This is a genomic window from Kosakonia oryziphila, assembly GCF_900094795.1.
Lineage (GTDB): Bacteria > Pseudomonadota > Gammaproteobacteria > Enterobacterales > Enterobacteriaceae > Kosakonia > Kosakonia oryziphila.
Map to the genome: position 1 here is coordinate 235,990 of NZ_FMBC01000001.1, position 18,394 is coordinate 254,383.

Sequence of the window (18,394 nt, forward strand, 5' to 3'; positions counted from 1 at the left end):
ATGAAAAAAACCACGTTAGCAATGAGTGCATTGGCTTTGAGTTTAAGTTTAGCGCTGTCTCCTCTGTCGGCTATGGCAGCGGAAACGGCATCTTCAGTCACCACATCGCAGCAAATGCCAAGCCTCGCGCCGATGCTGGAAAAAGTTATGCCATCGGTCGTGAGTATCAATGTTGAAGGCAGCACCACGGTAAACACACCGCGTATGCCACGCAACTTCCAGCAGTTCTTTGGTGATAATTCACCATTCTGCCAGGATGGATCACCGTTCCAGGGTTCTCCGTTCTGCCAGGGCGGTCAGGGTGGTCAGGGCGGTGGCGACAGCCAGCAGCAGAAATTTATGGCGTTGGGTTCCGGGGTCATTATTGACGCAGCGAAAGGCTATGTCGTTACTAACAACCACGTCGTGGATAACGCGAATACTATCAAGGTACAACTGAGCGATGGGCGCAAATTTGACGCCAAAGTCGTGGGTAAAGATCCGCGTTCTGATATCGCGCTGATTCAAATCCAGGATCCGAAAAACCTGACGGCGATTAAGATTGCCGATTCTGATGCGTTGCGCGTGGGCGATTACACCGTGGCGATTGGTAACCCGTTTGGCCTGGGTGAAACCGTGACTTCCGGGATTGTTTCTGCACTGGGTCGTAGCGGCCTGAATGCAGAAAACTATGAAAACTTTATCCAGACCGATGCGGCGATCAACCGCGGGAACTCCGGCGGTGCGCTGGTGAACCTGAACGGTGAGCTGATTGGTATCAACACCGCAATCCTTGCGCCGGATGGCGGTAATATCGGTATTGGTTTCGCCATCCCAAGTAATATGGTGAAAAACCTCACCGGACAAATGGTTCAGTTCGGTCAGGTTCGCCGTGGTGAACTGGGTATTATGGGCACCGAGCTAAACTCTGAGCTGGCGAAAGCGATGAAAGTTGATGCGCAGCGCGGGGCGTTTGTCAGCCAGGTTATGTCGAATTCTGCCGCCGCGAAAGCGGGGGTGAAAGCAGGCGACGTGATTACTTCGCTTAACGGCAAGCCTATCAGCAGCTTTGCCGCACTGCGTGCTGAAGTGGGGTCAATGCCGATTGGTAGTAAAGTTGATCTGGGCATGTTGCGTGATGGCAAACCAGTGAACATTACGCTGGAACTGCAACAGAGCAGCCAGAACCAGGTTGATTCCAGCACTATTTTCAGCGGAATTAATGGCGCGGAAATGAGCAATAAAGGCAAAGATGGTGGCGTGGTGGTGAATACGGTGAAAGCCAACTCCCAGGCGGCGCAGATTGGCCTGAAAAAAGGTGATGTCATTGTTGGCGCTAACCAGCAGCCGGTGAAAAATATCGCCGAGTTGCGCAAAATTCTCGACAGCAAACCTTCCGTACTGGCGTTGAACATTCAGCGTGGTGATAGTTCCATTTACTTGTTGATGCAGTAATCTGCCAGACCCTCTTCCTCCGCGTCGGGGAAGAGGGGCCTCCTTCCGTTTTGTGAAGCTTTCCACAACTCCATACTTCCGAATGTTGCTTTGTGCATTTGCACAGTGATTGCCATGACTTTCTCCCATATGCTTGGACTCTGCACAGGGGAGGGGTACATGGCTGGCTGGCATCTTGATACTAAAATGGCACAGGATATCGTAGCGCGGACGATGCGTATCATCGATACGAACATTAACGTCATGGATGCACGTGGTCGCATCATCGGGAGTGGCGATCGTGAACGAATTGGTGAATTGCACGAAGGTGCGCTATTGGTTCTCTCCCAGGGGCGTGTTGTCGATATTGACGATGCGGTCGCCCGCCATCTCCATGGTGTACGTCAGGGCATCAACTTGCCGCTACGTCTTGAAGGCGAAATTGTTGGCGTTATCGGTCTGACCGGCGAGCCGGAAACGTTACGCAAATATGGCGAACTGGTCTGTATGACTGCCGAAATGATGCTGGAACAGTCTCGTCTGATGCATCTGCTGGCGCAGGATAGTCGCCTGCGCGAAGAACTGGTGATGAATCTGATCCAGGCTGAAGAGCACACACCGGCGTTAACTGAGTGGGCGCAGCGCCTCGGCATAGATTTAAATCAACCGCGTGTTGTTGCGGTGGTTGAAGTAGACAGCGGCCAGTTGGGTGTGGATAGCGCAATGGCTGAGCTACAACAACTGCAAAATGCGCTGACAACACCGGAACGCAACAACCTGATTGCGATTGTCTCGCTGACTGAAATGGTCGTGCTGAAACCGGCGCTTAATCAATTTGGTCGCTGGGATGCGGAGGATCACCGCAAACGTGTAGAACAGTTGATTACCCGTATGAAAGAGAATGGCCAGTTGCGCTTTCGTGTCGCGCTGGGCAACTATTTCACCGGTCCGGGCAGCATCGCCCGATCGTATCGCACGGCGCGTACCACCATGATGGTGGGCAAACAGCGTATGCCGGAAAACCGCAGTTACTTTTACCAGGATTTAATGCTACCGGTATTGCTCGATAGTTTGCGCGGCGGCTGGCAGGCTAATGAACTGGCGCGTCCATTGTCTCGTTTAAAAGCGATGGACAACAACGGATTACTACGCCGTACGCTGGCGGCCTGGTTTCGTCACAATGTGCAACCGCTGGCAACATCGAAGGCGCTGTTTATTCACCGAAACACGCTGGAATATCGTCTGAATCGTATTTCTGAACTGACGGGACTTGATTTAGGCAATTTCGATGACAGGTTGCTGCTGTACGTGGCGCTGCAACTGGATGAACAACATTGATATTTCGCCGAGTGAGGGAAGACTCCACCCGGCGAAATGGACTTATTTATTGCGGGTCAGCTTCTCAAGATCGGATTCGATTTCATTAATCTTATTGGTCACTACGCTTTCAAGATGGCGCAGATCGTCAAGGATCTTACGTTTCAAATCGACTTCAGTGCGATCGCGCTGGCAGATTTGATCCAGCTCATCAATCACATAGCGCAGGTTAGGACTGATCTCCTGCACCTCTTTATAACCCTGTCCTATACCGTCGGCGACGACTGTTTTGCGCTGGCGGGGGTATTTGAATTTGACGCTCTTTGCAAAAAACTCGCCTTTGTCCTTATGAAAATAGATTTTCAGAATATCGTTGTTCGCTTCCTGGCGGAGGCTATAGCGATCGATTTCATCAGGATTGGTGATGCCTAAACTTTTCAGATTATCGTACATAGCGGTACCCTTAAGCTCAACATAACCTATGAATAATTAACGAAAAAATCTATTTTTGCCACATGAAAATGCAAAAAAGGCGGGATATATCACCCTCTCCCAAACAGGGAGAGGGAAAGACTTAGTCGATAGTGCGCAGCAATTCGTTAATACCTACTTTGCCACGAGTTTTGGCATCAACTTTTTTCACGATTACAGCGCAATACAGGCTGTATTTACCATCTTTTGACGGCAGGTTGCCTGAAACAACCACGGAGCCAGCCGGCACACGACCGTAATGCACTTCGCCAGTTTCACGATCGTAAATTCGTGTGCTCTGGCCGATATAAACGCCCATCGAGATAACCGAACCTTCTTCAACGATAACGCCTTCCACCACTTCTGAACGCGCACCGATAAAGCAGTTATCTTCAATGATAGTCGGGTTTGCCTGTAATGGCTCCAGAACACCACCAATACCGACGCCGCCAGAGAGGTGAACATTCTTACCAATCTGCGCGCAGGAACCTACGGTCGCCCAGGTATCCACCATCGTACCTTCATCAACGTATGCGCCGATGTTCACGTAAGACGGCATCAGCACAGTATTGCGGGCAATGAATGCGCCTTGACGAACCGCTGCTGGCGGAACTACGCGGAAACCTTCTTTCTGGAAGCGCGCTTCGTCATAGTCGGCAAATTTCATCGGCACTTTATCGAAGTAGCGGCTTTCCGCACCGTCGATAACCTGGTTATCGTTAATGCGAAAAGAGAGCAGAACGGCTTTTTTCAGCCATTGATGAGTGACCCACTGGCCTTCGACTTTTTCTGCGACACGCAGTGCGCCGGAATCGAGCAGGGCAATAACCTGATTTACCGCTTCACGGGTTACGGTATCCACATTTGCCGGGGTAATCTCTGCGCGACGCTCGAAAGCCGCTTCAATAACGTTCTGTAACTGCTGCATTGTTTACTCTTTCCATCAGTGTAAAAAATCAATCACCCTTTATCGTTTGGATTGAGGGCCTCTGTCAACCGTTGTTGTACCTCCTTTTGCAGCACATTATTAAGGCCACGCCGGTCGGCAGTTGCGATTATGAATAAATCTTCTACTCGCTCACCAATGGTTGTAATTCTGGCGCCATGTAGCGAAATTCCCAGATCCGCGAACACTTGACCGACCCGCGCCAATAGGCCTGGCTGATCAAGAGCAATCAACTCCAGGAACGATTTTCTGTCGGTGTGTGTCGGCAGGAAATTCACCTCAGTATCTACAGTAAAATGGCGTAGTTTAGCCGGCTGGCGACGCGGTTGCGGCGGCTGCCAACTGCGCTGGGTAATCGCCTGTTCAAGCCCGAAGCAGATAGCATCGTGACGATCGGCGGAGAGCGGGCTGCCGTCCGGTTCCAGTACAATGAAGGTATCCATCGCCATGCCGTCGCGCGTGGTAAATATTTGCGCGTCATGGACGCTGAGGTTGCGTCTGTCGAGTTCGGCGCAGACGGCGGCAAACAGATAGGGACGGTCCGGGCTCCAGATAAAAATCTCGGTGCCGCCGCGCGTGGCCTGTGGGCTGAGTAAAATCATCGGTTTGCTCAGATCATGTTGCAGCAAGTGTCGCGCATGCCAGGCAAGCTGATTTGGGCTGTGGCGAACAAAATAGTTAGCGCGGCAGCGCGCCCAGATCTGATGCAGTTGTTCTTCATCAATATTGTCCATCCGCAGCAGCGCCAGCGCCTGCAACTGATGGTGGCGCACACGTTCGCGCATATCCGGCGTGTTTTGCATGCCACGGCGAAGCTGTTTTTCGGTAGCGAAATAGAGTTCGCGCAACAGACTCTGTTTCCAGCTATTCCACAGGGTTTCATTGGTGGCGCAAATGTCCGCAACGGTCAGGCAGACAAGAAAGCGCAGGCGGTTCTCCGTTTGCACCACTTCGGCGAACTGTTTGATCACTTCCGGATCCTGAATGTCGCGGCGCTGGGCGGTGACTGACATCAGCAAGTGATGACGTACCAGCCAGGCAACGAGCTGGGTTTCCCGCGAATTCAGTCCGTGTAATTCCGAAAATTTCAATACATCCTGCGCGCCGAGCACCGAGTGATCTCCGCCGCGACCTTTGGCGATATCATGGAACAATGCTGCAATCAGTATCAGCTCCGGGTGCGTCAGGCGAGGCCACAGCTCCACGCATAAGGGGTGTTTATTGCGCGTCTCTTCTTTGCCGAAGCTCTCCAGTTTCAGCAGCACGCGGATGGTATGTTCATCCACGGTATAGGCGTGGAACAGGTCAAACTGCATCTGGCCCACAATGTGCGACCACTGCGGCATATAAGCCCACAGTACGCTATGGCGGTGCATAGGCAACAGCCCGCGGCTGACCGCACCGGGGTGGCGAAGCATACTGAGAAAAATCGAGCGCGCTTCCGGGATATAGCACAGCGGCTGTGTCAGATGGCGACGCGCGTGGCGCAGATGGCGCAGGGTGGTGGAGTAGATCCCGGTAATAGTGCTGTTGCGTACCATGATGTAAAACATGCGTAAAATCGCCTGCGGCTCGCGAATGAACAGCGTCTCATCGCGCAGGTCGATCAGCGTACCGCGCAACTGGAACTCATCATCAATCGCGCGCGGCTTTTCATCAGCAGTCAGCGCCAGAATGGCTTCGTCAAAGAGTTGCAGCAGCATCTGATTCAGCTCGCTGACGCGGCGCGTGACGCGGAAGAAATCTTTCATCATATGCTCAACTGGCTGATTACCTTCACCTACGTAATTCAGACGTTGGGCAACGCTGAGCTGCCGATCAAAAAGCAGACGGTTGTCGTAGCGATTTAGCTCCAGATGTAGCGCAAAGCGGATCCGCCACAGCAGATGCAAACACTCATTCAGCTCATTGCGTTCGGCTTCGGTCAAAAATCCGAAGCCGACCATTTCATCCAGCGATGTCGCGCCAAAATGACGGCGAGCGACCCACTGCAACGTATGGATGTCGCGCAACCCGCCAGGGCTACTTTTTATATCCGGCTCAAGATTATAGCTGGTGCCGTGATAGCGCTGGTGGCGCTCATTTTGCTCCACCACTTTGGCCGGGAAGAAGGTTTCGGAAGGCCAGAAGTCATCGCTAAAGATGTGCTTTTGCAGTTCCAGGAACAGCGCGACATCGCCAATCAGCAGCCGAGATTCAATCAGGTTTGTGGCGATTGTGAGGTCTGATAAACCCTCCTGCAAACACTCATTCAGCGTGCGTACGCTATGGCCGACTTCCAGTTTCACATCCCACAGCAGCGTCAGTAGCTCGCCAATCTTCTGTGCCTGTTCATCGGGCAGCTTGCTACGGCTGAGTATCAGCAGGTCGATATCCGATAAGGGGTGCAATTCACCCCGACCGTAACCGCCTACCGCAACCAGTGCGATATCGCCGACTTCACCGAAACCATACTCCAGCCACAAGCGCTGCAAAAGTTGATCGATAAATTCGGTGCGGGCTTCAATCAGTTGTTCTGCGGAAATGCCCGCGTCGAAAACGTGCCCCAGCCACTGCTGAAAGGTATCAATGTGCGCTTTAATGCTGGCGCACTGCAATTCGTCTTGAGACCAGGTACCTGGATACGCCGGCTGGCCTGGGAGGGTGGGTTGTACTGTACTGACAAACTGTTCGGAAGAGATATTACTCATTATCGCCACCCATTCGGCATGCGGGGTTATGTAGAGACAAATTAAAAGAGATGGTAAGAAATGAAAAGTCGTTTATATCTATGACGCTGGCAGAAAAAGGGCAAAAAAAACGGCCCGCAAAGCGGACCGTTGAGGTAGCTGAAGCACGCCAACTCAGGCGGCAGTCAGCACCGCGTCGATGGTGTCATCTTTACGCAGCGTCAGGATCTCACAACCAGTTTCTGTCACCACGATGGTATGTTCATATTGCGCCGACAGGCTGCGGTCTTTGGTTTTTACCGTCCAGCCATCTTTCATGGTGCGAATTCGGTAATCACCAGCATTGACCATCGGTTCAATTGTGAAAGTCATACCGGCCTGCAACACAACGCCGCCGTCGTCTGCGTCATAGTGCAGAACCTGCGGCTCTTCGTGGAAGACTCGGCCAATACCGTGGCCGCAATATTCTCGCACCACGGAAAAGCCCTGCGCTTCAACGTATTTTTGGATCGCTGCGCCCAGCGTACGCAGACGGATACCCGGTTTCACCATACGCAGTGCCAGGTAAAGGCTCTCTTGGGTGACGTGGCACAGGCGCTCGCCCAGAATGCTCGGTTTGCCGACAATAAACATTTTGGACGTGTCGCCGTGATATTCATCTTTGATGACGGTCACGTCGATATTGACGATATCGCCATCTTTCAGGTGTTTTTCGTCATCCGGAATGCCGTGGCAAACCACTTCATTAATAGAGATACATACGGATTTCGGGAAGCCGTGATAACCGAGGCAGGCGGAGATCGCATGCTGCTCGTTAACGATGTAGTCGTTGCAGATGCGATCCAGCTCGCCAGTGGTGATGCCCGGTTTAATATGCGGAGCGATCATTTCGAGCACTTCGGCGGCGAGACGGCCGGCGACGCGCATTTTTTCGATTTCTTCAGGAGTTTTAATAGAGATAGCCATGGATTGAGTCCGTCAGTGTCGAATTTTTCGACTATACCAGGTTAGTGCTGTCAATGGTAACAGTCAGGTGCGGCTTGTGCCAAATTGAGAATCGGTAGCAGCACGCTGCGTCAACAACTATTGGTTTCCTGCGGCATTTTGTGGTATAAAGCGCGCCGGACTTCGTTCCTGTTTTTTGGGACGTGAGCCACAAATCTCACTTTGTGTAATAACACACACGTATCGGCACATATTCCGGGGTGCCCTTCGGGGTCGGTAATATGGGATACGTGGAGGCATAACCCCAACTTTTATATAGAGGTTTTAATCATGGCAACTGTTTCCATGCGCGATATGCTCAAGGCTGGTGTTCACTTTGGTCACCAGACCCGTTACTGGAACCCGAAAATGAAGCCGTTCATCTTCGGTGCTCGTAACAAAGTTCACATCATCAACCTTGAGAAAACTGTACCGATGTTCAACGAAGCTCTGGCTGAGCTGAACAAGATTGCTGCCCGTAAAGGCAAAATTCTGTTCGTTGGTACTAAACGCGCTGCAAGCGAAGCGGTGAAAGAAGCTGCTCTGAACTGCGATCAGTTCTTCGTGAACCATCGCTGGCTGGGCGGTATGCTGACTAACTGGAAAACTGTTCGTCAGTCCATCAAACGTCTGAAAGACCTGGAAACTCAGTCTCAGGACGGTACCTTCGACAAGCTGACCAAGAAAGAAGCGCTGATGCGCACTCGTGAACTGGACAAGCTGGAAAACAGCCTGGGCGGTATCAAAGACATGGGTGGTCTGCCGGACGCTCTGTTCGTTATCGACGCTGATCACGAGCACATCGCAATCAAAGAAGCAAACAACCTGGGTATTCCGGTATTTGCTATCGTTGATACCAACTCTGATCCGGACGGCGTTGACTTCGTTATCCCGGGTAACGACGACGCAATCCGTGCTGTTAGCCTGTACCTGAATGCCGTTGCTGCTACCGTTCGTGAAGGCCGTTCTTCGGATCTGGCTACTCAGGCGGAAGAAAGCTTCGTAGAAGCTGAATAATAAGGCACGCTCTCTGAGCCCCTTATTGAGCAGGTAGTACCGAGTTTGGTTAGGGGGCCTGTTTATGGCCCCCTTTTTCACTTTTAAGCCTGTTTGGTTCCTGTAACCGTGCAGGTCATATCTCTCCCGAGGATTAAAGAATGGCTGAAATTACCGCATCCCTGGTAAAAGAGCTGCGCGAACGTACTGGCGCAGGCATGATGGATTGCAAAAAAGCGCTGACTGAAGCGAATGGCGACATCGAGCTGGCGATCGAGAACATGCGTAAATCTGGTGCGATCAAAGCGGCGAAAAAAGCAGGCAACGTTGCTGCTGACGGCGTGATCATCACTAAAATCGACGGCACCTACGGCATCATTCTGGAAGTTAACTGCCAGACTGACTTCGTTGCTAAAGATAGCGGTTTCCAGGCATTTGCGAACAAAGTTCTGGACACAGCTGTTGCTGGCAAAATCACTGACGTTGAAGTTCTGAAAGCACAGTTCGAAGAAGAGCGTGTAGCGCTGGTTGCTAAAATCGGTGAGAACATCAACATCCGTCGCGTATCTTCTCTGGAAGGTGATGTTCTGGGTTCTTACCAGCACGGCGCGCGTATCGGTGTTCTGGTTGCGGCTAAAAACGCTGACGACGAGCTGGTTAAACAGCTGGCTATGCACATCGCTGCAAGCAAGCCGGAATTCGTTAAACCGGAAGACGTGTCCGCAGAAGTGGTAGAGAAAGAGTACCAGGTTCAGTTGGATATCGCCATGCAGTCTGGCAAGCCGAAAGAAATCGCAGAGAAAATGGTTGAAGGCCGCATGAAGAAATTCACCGGCGAAGTTTCTCTGACTGGCCAGCCTTTTGTTATGGAGCCGAGCAAAACCGTTGGTCAGCTGCTGAAAGAGCACAATGCTGACGTGACTGGCTTCATTCGCTTCGAAGTGGGTGAAGGCATCGAGAAAGTTGAGACTGACTTTGCAGCAGAAGTTGCTGCCATGTCCAGGCAGTCTTAATCATAAAAAGGAGCCGCCTGAGGGCGGCTTCTTTTTATGCCCTTCATCTGAAAATCAGCCAGCACACTAGTGTTTGCGCTGGCAGGCGACGTATCATACGCCAGTATTAAACCCGTCCAATTGTTGACAGTCTCAGGAAAGAAACATGGCTACCAATGCAAAACCCGTCTACAAACGCATTCTGCTTAAGCTTAGCGGCGAAGCGCTCCAGGGAGCAGAAGGCTTCGGTATTGACGCAAGTATTCTCGACCGTATGGCGCAGGAAATTAAAGAGCTGGTTGAACTGGGTATTCAGGTTGGTGTAGTGATTGGTGGTGGTAACCTGTTTCGTGGGGCTGGTCTGGCGAAAGCGGGGATGAACCGTGTTGTGGGCGACCACATGGGTATGCTGGCGACGGTTATGAATGGCCTGGCAATGCGTGATGCGTTACATCGCGCCTATGTGAACGCGCGTTTGATGTCTGCTTTTCCGCTGAATGGCGTCTGTGATAACTACAGTTGGGCAGAAGCGATCAGCCTGTTGCGTAATAATCGCGTAGTGATTTTTAGTGCAGGTACTGGTAACCCGTTCTTCACTACCGATTCCGCAGCGTGTCTGCGCGGCATCGAAATCGAAGCCGATGTGGTATTGAAAGCAACGAAAGTTGACGGTGTGTACACTGCCGATCCGGTACAGGATCCGACTGCCACCCTGTGTGAGCAACTGACCTATACCGAAGTGCTGGACAAAGAACTGAAAGTGATGGATCTGGCAGCCTTTACGCTGGCTCGCGACCACAAATTGCCTATTCGCGTATTTAACATGAACAAACCTGGCGCGCTGCGTCGCGTTGTCATGGGCGAAAAAGAAGGCACATTGATTACGGAGTAATTCCCGTAAGCAATAAATAAAGGTAAGATTCCGCTTTAATTTATTAAGCAGTCCTTTCTGGCATCTTTGCGGTGCCATTAATTGAACAGACTATACTTAGCACACCCGCCGTATGGCCTGTCTGCGACAAGATTTCAAGGATCCGTAACGTGATTAGTGATATCAGAAAAGATGCTGAAGTACGCATGGAAAAATGCGTTGAAGCGTTCAAAACCCAAATCAGCAAAGTGCGCACTGGCCGCGCTTCCCCGAGCCTGCTGGATGGCATCGTTGTGGAATATTACGGTACGCCGACTCCGCTGCGTCAGCTGGCCAGCGTAACGGTGGAAGATTCCCGTACTCTGAAAATCAACGTGTTCGATCGTTCCATGAGCCCGGCTGTTGAGAAAGCGATTCTGACTTCTGACCTTGGCCTGAACCCAAGCTCCGCAGGTAGCGATATCCGTGTTCCGCTGCCCGCGCTGACGGAAGAACGTCGTAAAGATCTGATTAAAGTTGTACGCGGTGAAGCTGAGCAGGCGCGTGTTGCAGTACGTAACGTCCGCCGTGACGCGAACGATAAAGTAAAAGCGTTGCTGAAAGATAAAGAAATCAGTGAAGATGACGATCGTCGTTCACAGGATGACGTGCAGAAGTTGACCGACGCTGCGATCAAAAAAGTGGAAGCGGCGCTGGCGGACAAAGAAGCAGAACTGATGCAGTTCTGATTCGAAAAACCGACTAAAACGCCGTACAGAGAGCCAATCCGGTGGCTTTGCTGGCGGCGTTTTGCTTTTTATCCTCGCAACATTGTGAGCGTTTAATGAAGCATTTAACCCTTCTGGGCTCAACGGGGTCTATTGGTTGCAGCACACTTGATGTGGTACGCCATAACCCTGAACGCTTTTCGGTTACTGCGCTTGTCGCGGGTAAGAACGTTGCCCGTATGATTGAGCAGTGTCTTGAATTCTCTCCTCGTTTCGCCGTAATGGACGACGCGCATAGTGCACAACAAGTGAAGCTGGCATTGCGTGAGCATGGTTGCCGTACTGAATTGCTCAGTGGTCAGCAAGCAGCCTGCGAAATGGCCGCGCTAAATGGCGTCGATCAAGTAATGGCAGCGATTGTAGGCGCAGCCGGACTGGTGCCTACACTGGCCGCTATTCGTGCCGGTAAAACCGTGTTACTGGCCAATAAAGAGGCGCTGGTTACCTGCGGGCGTCTGTTTATGGAGGCGGTGAAAGCGAGCGGTGCGCGGCTTTTGCCGGTTGATAGCGAGCATAACGCGATTTTTCAGAGTTTACCGGAAACAATTCAGCAGAACCTGGGGTACGCTGATCTTGAGTTGAATGGAGTTTCGTCTATTCTGCTTACCGGGTCTGGTGGCCCGTTCCGGGAGACGCCGCTGTCTGATTTGGCAGCAATGACGCCGGATCAGGCATGTCGTCATCCGAACTGGTCAATGGGACGTAAAATCTCCGTTGATTCCGCCACCATGATGAATAAAGGTCTGGAATACATTGAAGCACGCTGGTTGTTTAATGCCGCTGCCCGCCAGATGGAAGTGCTGATTCACCCGCAATCAGTGATCCACTCCATGGTCCGCTATCAGGATGGCAGTGTTTTGGCGCAGTTGGGTGAGCCGGATATGCGTACACCCATTGCGCATACAATGGCGTGGCCTGAGCGTGTGCTGTCTGGCGTCAATGCCCTCGATTTTTGCAAACTGAGTTCATTGAGTTTCGCGGAGCCTGATTTCGATCGCTATCCTTGTCTGAAACTGGCTATTGATGCCTCCGATGAAGGGCAGGCTGCGACAACGGTGCTGAACGCAGCAAACGAGGTGACTGTCTCGGCATTCCTGGCATCTGCCATCTGTTTTACAGATATCGCTACCCTTAATCTGTCTGTGCTTGAGCAGATGGATTTGCGAGAGCCGCAGAGTATTGATGATGTACTTGCTGTGGATGCGCAAGCTCGTGAGGTTGCGCAAAAACAAGTGATGCGCCTCGCAAGCAAGTGATATTACAGTCATGAGTAACGGTGCTATTTGTTAGCGTTGGGCTTCGGTGATATAGTCTGCGCCACAAAATTGCCAGTTTACGATATGGCTGATTGAGTAAGCCGTGGTTTACGCGGCTTTTTTGCGTAAGGGCTTTGTATTCCTGAGTGCCGCTAAATCCTTTTCAGGGACTAAAACGCGTTATGTTGTCAGCCAACCAACCGACAAGCGAAAATTTGCCAACACATGGCTGCCGCCATGTTGCGATAATCATGGATGGCAATGGTCGCTGGGCAAAAAGACAGGGGAAACTTCGTGCCTTTGGTCACAGGGCTGGAGCAAAGTCTGTTCGCCGCGCTGTCTCATTTGCCGCCAACAATGGTATCGATGCACTGACGCTTTATGCTTTTAGTAGTGAAAACTGGAATCGCCCGGCGCAGGAAGTGAGCGCGCTGATGGAGCTGTTTGTGTGGGCGCTGGATAGTGAAGTAAAAAGCCTGCACCGCCACAATGTGCGCTTGCGTATCATTGGTGATACCAGTCGTTTTAATATGCGTTTGCAGGAGCGTATCCGCAAAGCAGAAGCGTTGACCGCCCAGAATACTGGGCTGACGCTGAATATCGCAGCGAACTATGGTGGTCGCTGGGATATTGTTCAGGGAGTCCGGCAATTAGCCGTGCAAGTGCAGGAAGGGCTGTTACGCCCGGATCAAATTGATGAAGGAACGCTTAATAAGCAAATCTGCATGCATGAGCTGGCTCCCGTTGATTTAGTGATTAGGACTGGTGGAGAACATCGCATAAGTAACTTTTTACTTTGGCAAATTGCCTATGCCGAACTTTACTTTACTGATGTTCTTTGGCCCGATTTTGATGAACAAGACTTTGAAGGTGCGCTGCATGCCTTTGCTAATCGAGAGCGTCGTTTCGGCGGCACCGAGCCTGGTGGCGAAAACGCCTGATGGGGGTAGCTTTTGCTGAAGTATCGCCTGATTTCTGCTTTTGTATTAATTCCCATAGTTATCGCAGCTCTTTTTTGGTTGCCGCTGGTGGGTTTTGCGATCGTTACGCTCGCTGTTTGTATGCTTGCTGCGTGGGAGTGGGGGCAACTAAGCGGTTTTTCGTACCGTTCTCAGCGGGTTTGGCTGGCGGTATTGTGCGGGCTGCTATTGGCGCTCATGTTGCTGTTGTTGCCACAATATCATAATAATATCCATCAACCGCTGGTGAAATTCTCGCTTTGGGCCTCGCTGGCCTGGTGGGTAGGCGCTCTGTTGTTGGTACTGAGCTATCCGGCATCTGCTGTGCTGTGGCGCAACTCCAGAGTCTTGCGTCTTGTGTTTGGCATATTAACGATTGTGCCTTTTTTTTGGGGCATGCTGGTGTTGCGTGCCTGGCACTATAACGATAACCACTATGATGGCGCGCTGTGGTTGCTGTATGTCATGATCCTCGTCTGGGGTGCTGATTCCGGCGCGTACATGTTTGGTAAATTATTCGGCAAGCATAAACTGGCGCCAAAAGTCTCTCCCGGAAAAACCTGGCAAGGCTTTTTCGGTGGCCTGCTGACTGCCGGGGTAATATCCTGGGGTTACGGCGCCTGGGCGAATCTTGAGATAGCGCCATCTACTTTGCTGATTTGCTCTGTGGTGGCTGCATTGGCCTCCGTACTGGGTGATTTAACCGAAAGTATGTTCAAGCGTGAAGCCGGTATTAAAGATAGTGGTCATCTTATTCCCGGTCATGGCGGTATACTGGATCGCATTGACAGTCTGACAGCGGCAGTACCCGTATTTGCCTGCCTGTTATTGCTGGTTTTCAGGACGATTTGACGGAAGGTTTTATGCTGAGCATTCTCTGGAATTTGGCGGCGTTCGTCGTTGCGCTGGGTGTGTTGATCACCGTGCATGAATTTGGCCATTTCTGGGTTGCTCGCCGCTGTGGCGTACGGGTAGAGCGTTTTTCCATTGGCTTTGGCAAAGCACTTTGTCGTCGTACAGACAAACACGGTACCGAATTTGTGATTGCCCTGATTCCCCTGGGCGGTTACGTCAAAATGCTGGATGAGCGCGTCGAACCGGTTGCTCCGGAAATGCGTCACTACGCCTTCAACAATAAAACAGTTGGCCAGCGTGCCGCTGTTATTGCCGCAGGTCCAATTGCTAACTTTATCTTTGCCATCTTCGCCTACTGGTTGGTGTTTATCATCGGCGTTCCCGGTGTTCGCCCGGTGGTTGGTGAAATAACACCCAATTCCATTGCCGCAAACGCGCAAATTGCGCCCGGGATGGAACTTAAATCGATTGATGGCATCGAAACGCCTGATTGGGATGCTGTGCGCTTACAGTTGGTGTCAAAAATCGGCGATAGCCAGATGACCGTCAGCGTAGCGCCTTTTGGCAGCAACAATCGCCAGGAAAAGGTCGTAGATTTACGTCACTGGGCTTTTCAACCTGATAAAGACGATCCGATAGCCGCGCTGGGTATTCAGCCTCGTGCTGCGCAGCTTGAGCCTGTCCTCGCGGAGGTGCAGGTAGGATCAGCGGCCAGTAAAGCAGGTTTGCAAGCTGGCGACAGGATCGTTAAAGTCGATGGTCAGCAGTTAACTCAGTGGATGACGTTCGTTACTCTGGTGCGGGATAATCCGGGAACACCGTTAGCGTTGGAAGTAGAAAGGCAGGGGGTTCCCTTGTCTTTGACTCTGATACCGGATACAAAACCCGGTAGCAAAGCAGAGGGTTTCGCGGGCGTCGTGCCTAAAGTTATTCCACTGCCAGATGAATATAAGACAGTACGCCAGTACGGGCCATTTAGCGCCATCGTTGAAGCCACGGATAAAACGTGGCAATTGATGAAGCTGACGGTCAGTATGTTGGGGAAATTGATCACCGGTGATGTAAAACTGAACAACCTCAGTGGGCCAATCTCAATTGCTCAGGGGGCTGGGATGTCAGCGGAGTTCGGGTTGATTTACTACCTGATGTTCCTCGCATTGATAAGCGTGAACTTAGGCATTATTAACCTGTTCCCATTACCCGTTCTTGATGGTGGGCATCTGCTGTTTTTGGCGATTGAGAAGCTGAAGGGCGGACCGGTATCCGAGCGAGTTCAAGACTTTAGTTATCGCATTGGCTCTATTTTGCTGGTGCTGTTAATGGGGCTTGCACTTTTCAATGATTTCTCTCGGTTGTAAGAGAGTTTGTTAGGAAGAACGCATAATAACGATGGCGATGAAAAAGTTGCTCATAGCGTCGCTGCTGTTTAGCAGCGCCACCGTATACGGTGCTGAAGGGTTCGTAGTGAAGGACATTCATTTCGAAGGCCTGCAGCGTGTCGCCGTTGGTGCGGCCCTCCTCAGTATGCCAGTTCGTCCTGGTGATACGGTGAATGATGAAGATATCAGTAACACCATTCGCGCGTTGTTTGCCACCGGCAACTTCGAGGATGTTCGCGTCCTACGTGATGGTGATACCCTGCTCGTCCAGGTAAAAGAACGCCCGACAATCGCCAGCATTACTTTTTCCGGCAACAAGTCGGTGAAAGATGACATGCTGAAACAGAACCTTGAAGCTTCTGGCGTGCGTGTCGGTGAATCACTGGACCGCACCACTCTATCCGATATCGAAAAGGGACTGGAAGATTTCTACTACAGCGTGGGTAAATACAGCGCCAGCGTTAAAGCTGTTGTGACCCCGCTGCCGCGCAACCGCGTTGACCTAAAACTGGTATTCCAGGAAGGCGTTTCCGCGCAAATCCAACAGATCAATATCGTCGGTAATCACGCTTTTACTACCGAACAGCTCATCTCCAGCTTCCAGCTGCGCGATGAGGTGCCATGGTGGAACGTGATTGGCGATCGCAAATACCAGAAACAGAAACTGGCTGGCGACCTGGAAAGTTTACGCAGCTACTATCTGGATCGCGGTTATGCCCGCTTTAACATTGATTCGACTCAGGTTAGCCTGACGCCGGATAAAAAAGGTATTTACATTACCATCAACGTGACCGAGGGCGAGCAGTACAAGCTCTCCAGCGTACAGGTAAGTGGTAACCTTGCTGGCCACTCTGCAGAAATTGAGAGCCTGACGAAGATCGAGCCGGGCGAACTATACAACGGCACCAAAGTAACCAAAATGGAAGATAATATTAAAAAGCTTCTCGGTCGCTATGGTTACGCTTATCCGCGTGTACAGTCTCAACCTGAAATCAACGATACGGACAAAACGGTTAAGCTGCATATCAATGTGGATGCTGGCAACCGTTTTTATGTTCGCAAGATCCGCTTTGAAGGCAATGACACCTCGAAAGATGCCGTTCTGCGTCGCGAAATGCGCCAGATGGAAGGGGCGTGGTTGGGTAGCGATCTGGTAGATCAAGGTAAAGAGCGTCTGAACCGTCTGGGCTATTTCGAGACGGTTGATACCGAAACGCAGCGTGTTCCGGGCAGCCCGGATCAAGTTGATGTTGTCTATAAGGTGAAAGAGCGTAATACCGGTAGCTTCAACTTCGGTGTTGGCTATGGTACTGAGAGCGGCGTAAGCTTCCAGGTTGGCGTCCAGCAGGATAACTGGTTAGGTACCGGCTACTCTGTGGGTATCAGCGGGACTAAAAACAACTACCAGACCTACTCTGAATTCTCCGTTACCAACCCGTACTTCACGGTTGACGGCGTTAGCCTCGGCGGTCGTATTTTCTATAACGACTTTAAAGCTGACAATGCAGACCTTTCTTCTTATACCAACAAGAGTTACGGTCTGGATGGTACCCTCGGGTTCCCGATCAACGAGTACAACACCTTGCGTGCGGGCTTAGGTTATGTCCATAACAGCCTGTCGAAAATGGAACCTCAGATAGCGATGTGGCGTTATCTGGATTCTGTAGGTCAGAACGCCAGCACCACTAATGATAACAATGGTTACTCGGCGGACGACTTCACCTTCAACTATGGTTGGACGTATAGCAACCTCGACCGTGGCTACTTCCCGACGAAGGGCTCGCGCGTCAACCTGAACGGCAAAGTTACGGTTCCTGGCTCCAATAACGAGTTCTACAAAGTGACGGTAGATACCGCTTCCTACTTCCCGATTGACGATGATCACAAATGGGTAATTCTGGGTCGTACTCGTTGGGGCTATGGTGACGGTTTAGGTGGCAAGGAGATGCCATTCTATGAGAACTTCTACGCCGGTGGTTCCAGTACTGTTCGTGGCTTCCGGTCCAACAACATTGGTCCGAAAGCTGTTTATTACGGCGGTAGTGGGTTGAGCAACTGTAATACAACGGCTTTGGCATATTGTAAGTCCAGTGATGCCGTAGGTGGTAATGCTATGGGCGTGGCCAGCCTTGAGTTCATCACGCCGACGCCGTTTATCAGCGACAAATATGCTAACTCTGTACGTACCTCATTCTTCTGGGATGCAGGTAGCGTATGGGATACAAATTGGCAAAATACCACAGAAATGAAAGCGCTGGGTATTCCGGATTATAGCGATCCGAGTAATATCCGCATGTCTGCTGGGATTGCATTACAATGGATGTCCCCATTAGGGCCGTTGGTATTCTCCTACGCCCAGCCGTTTAAAAAGTACGATGGAGACAAAGCGGAACAGTTCCAGTTTAACATTGGTAAAACCTGGTAATTCCGCGTGGCAATGGAATGCATTCGCAGTGTAGTGATGGCTGTGGCTTTCAACTGGAAGCCAGGCCACGCAAAGAGCTGTACCTCCGGGTACG

15 protein-coding genes are annotated in these 18,394 nt (G+C 51.4%); 11 read left to right on the plus strand and 4 right to left on the minus strand.

All coding sequences use genetic code 11. The features are described 5' to 3' along the window. A complete protein-coding gene (gene degP / locus GA0061070_RS01135; protein ID WP_090132913.1) occupies nucleotides 1-1,434 on the plus strand; it encodes a serine endoprotease DegP in 1,434 nt (477 codons plus the stop codon). Nucleotides 1,435-1,593: 159 nt separating this feature from the next. Beyond that, complete coding sequence (gene cdaR, locus GA0061070_RS01145) at nucleotides 1,594-2,751, plus strand: DNA-binding transcriptional regulator CdaR (RefSeq protein WP_007373218.1); 1,158 nt, start codon at nucleotides 1,594-1,596, stop codon at nucleotides 2,749-2,751. A 42-nt stretch (nucleotides 2,752-2,793) separates the two neighbouring features. Here the strand turns inward: cdaR and GA0061070_RS01150 are convergent, their stop codons facing one another. The 4 genes from GA0061070_RS01150 to map all read right to left on the minus strand — a co-directional run bounded on the left by GA0061070_RS01150 (nucleotide 2,794) and on the right by map (nucleotide 7,782). Then, complete coding sequence (locus GA0061070_RS01150) at nucleotides 2,794-3,183, minus strand: DUF3461 family protein (protein ID WP_090122642.1); 390 nt, start codon at nucleotides 3,181-3,183, stop codon at nucleotides 2,794-2,796. 121 nt (nucleotides 3,184-3,304) lie between these two features. Continuing rightward, nucleotides 3,305-4,129: a 2,3,4,5-tetrahydropyridine-2,6-dicarboxylate N-succinyltransferase gene (dapD, locus tag GA0061070_RS01155; protein WP_090132917.1), complete on the minus strand. Its 825-nt coding sequence runs from the start codon at nucleotides 4,127-4,129 to the stop codon at nucleotides 3,305-3,307. Nucleotides 4,130-4,161: 32 nt separating this feature from the next. Then, nucleotides 4,162-6,837, minus strand: coding sequence for a bifunctional uridylyltransferase/uridylyl-removing protein GlnD (gene glnD / locus GA0061070_RS01160; RefSeq protein ID WP_090132919.1), 2,676 nt, complete (start codon nucleotides 6,835-6,837; stop codon nucleotides 4,162-4,164). A gap of 153 nt (nucleotides 6,838-6,990) precedes the next feature. Further along, complete coding sequence (gene map / locus GA0061070_RS01165; protein WP_090132921.1) at nucleotides 6,991-7,782, minus strand: type I methionyl aminopeptidase; 792 nt, start codon at nucleotides 7,780-7,782, stop codon at nucleotides 6,991-6,993. A 309-nt stretch (nucleotides 7,783-8,091) separates the two neighbouring features. On the opposite strand from map, the gene rpsB reads away from it, so the two are divergent. From rpsB to bamA, 9 genes are all read left to right on the plus strand, one after another. Next, nucleotides 8,092-8,817: a 30S ribosomal protein S2 gene (rpsB, locus tag GA0061070_RS01170; protein ID WP_043954939.1), complete on the plus strand. Its 726-nt coding sequence runs from the start codon at nucleotides 8,092-8,094 to the stop codon at nucleotides 8,815-8,817. A gap of 140 nt (nucleotides 8,818-8,957) precedes the next feature. Continuing rightward, nucleotides 8,958-9,809 carry a translation elongation factor Ts gene (gene tsf / locus GA0061070_RS01175; RefSeq protein WP_090132923.1) on the plus strand — a complete coding sequence of 284 codons (852 nt, stop codon included), beginning with the start codon at nucleotides 8,958-8,960 and terminating at the stop codon, nucleotides 9,807-9,809. Nucleotides 9,810-9,954: 145 nt separating this feature from the next. After that, nucleotides 9,955-10,680 carry a UMP kinase gene (pyrH, locus tag GA0061070_RS01180; RefSeq protein ID WP_090122653.1) on the plus strand — a complete coding sequence of 242 codons (726 nt, stop codon included), beginning with the start codon at nucleotides 9,955-9,957 and terminating at the stop codon, nucleotides 10,678-10,680. 149 nt (nucleotides 10,681-10,829) lie between these two features. Further along, nucleotides 10,830-11,387, plus strand: a complete 558-nt coding sequence (gene frr / locus GA0061070_RS01185) for a ribosome recycling factor (protein ID WP_090122655.1) — start codon at nucleotides 10,830-10,832, stop codon at nucleotides 11,385-11,387. Nucleotides 11,388-11,482: 95 nt separating this feature from the next. Continuing rightward, nucleotides 11,483-12,682, plus strand: a complete 1,200-nt coding sequence (ispC, locus tag GA0061070_RS01190; protein WP_090132925.1) for a 1-deoxy-D-xylulose-5-phosphate reductoisomerase — start codon at nucleotides 11,483-11,485, stop codon at nucleotides 12,680-12,682. A 182-nt stretch (nucleotides 12,683-12,864) separates the two neighbouring features. Then, the gene (ispU, locus tag GA0061070_RS01195) at nucleotides 12,865-13,623 is read left to right on the plus strand and encodes a (2E,6E)-farnesyl-diphosphate-specific ditrans,polycis-undecaprenyl-diphosphate synthase (protein ID WP_090132927.1); all 759 of its coding nucleotides are present in this window, start codon (nucleotides 12,865-12,867) and stop codon (nucleotides 13,621-13,623) included. 12 nt (nucleotides 13,624-13,635) lie between these two features. Continuing rightward, on the plus strand, nucleotides 13,636-14,493 hold the full coding sequence (gene cdsA, locus GA0061070_RS01200; RefSeq protein WP_090132929.1) for a phosphatidate cytidylyltransferase: 858 nt from the start codon (nucleotides 13,636-13,638) through the stop codon (nucleotides 14,491-14,493). Between the two features lie 11 nt (nucleotides 14,494-14,504). Beyond that, entirely contained in the window at nucleotides 14,505-15,854 is a 1,350-nt protein-coding gene (rseP, locus tag GA0061070_RS01205; protein WP_090132930.1) for a sigma E protease regulator RseP, read from the plus strand. A 31-nt stretch (nucleotides 15,855-15,885) separates the two neighbouring features. Beyond that, nucleotides 15,886-18,300, plus strand: a complete 2,415-nt coding sequence (bamA, locus tag GA0061070_RS01210) for an outer membrane protein assembly factor BamA (RefSeq protein WP_090132933.1) — start codon at nucleotides 15,886-15,888, stop codon at nucleotides 18,298-18,300. The last annotated feature ends 94 nt before the right edge of the window (nucleotides 18,301-18,394 follow it).

What these genes read in the sequence shown, in the direction of transcription:
- degP (WP_090132913.1), top strand. Translation starts at nt 1, where the DNA reads ATGAAAAAAACCACGTTAGCAATGAGTGCATTGGCTTTGAGTTTAAGT.
- cdaR (WP_007373218.1), top strand. Translation starts at nt 1,594, where the DNA reads ATGGCTGGCTGGCATCTTGATACTAAAATGGCACAGGATATCGTAGCG.
- GA0061070_RS01150 (WP_090122642.1), bottom strand. Translation starts at nt 3,183, where the DNA reads ATGTACGATAATCTGAAAAGTTTAGGCATCACCAATCCTGATGAAATC.
- dapD (WP_090132917.1), bottom strand. Translation starts at nt 4,129, where the DNA reads ATGCAGCAGTTACAGAACGTTATTGAAGCGGCTTTCGAGCGTCGCGCA.
- glnD (WP_090132919.1), bottom strand. Translation starts at nt 6,837, where the DNA reads ATGAGTAATATCTCTTCCGAACAGTTTGTCAGTACAGTACAACCCACC.
- map (WP_090132921.1), bottom strand. Translation starts at nt 7,782, where the DNA reads ATGGCTATCTCTATTAAAACTCCTGAAGAAATCGAAAAAATGCGCGTC.
- rpsB (WP_043954939.1), top strand. Translation starts at nt 8,092, where the DNA reads ATGGCAACTGTTTCCATGCGCGATATGCTCAAGGCTGGTGTTCACTTT.
- tsf (WP_090132923.1), top strand. Translation starts at nt 8,958, where the DNA reads ATGGCTGAAATTACCGCATCCCTGGTAAAAGAGCTGCGCGAACGTACT.
- pyrH (WP_090122653.1), top strand. Translation starts at nt 9,955, where the DNA reads ATGGCTACCAATGCAAAACCCGTCTACAAACGCATTCTGCTTAAGCTT.
- ispC (WP_090132925.1), top strand. Translation starts at nt 11,483, where the DNA reads ATGAAGCATTTAACCCTTCTGGGCTCAACGGGGTCTATTGGTTGCAGC.
- ispU (WP_090132927.1), top strand. Translation starts at nt 12,865, where the DNA reads ATGTTGTCAGCCAACCAACCGACAAGCGAAAATTTGCCAACACATGGC.
- rseP (WP_090132930.1), top strand. Translation starts at nt 14,505, where the DNA reads ATGCTGAGCATTCTCTGGAATTTGGCGGCGTTCGTCGTTGCGCTGGGT.
- bamA (WP_090132933.1), top strand. Translation starts at nt 15,886, where the DNA reads ATGGCGATGAAAAAGTTGCTCATAGCGTCGCTGCTGTTTAGCAGCGCC.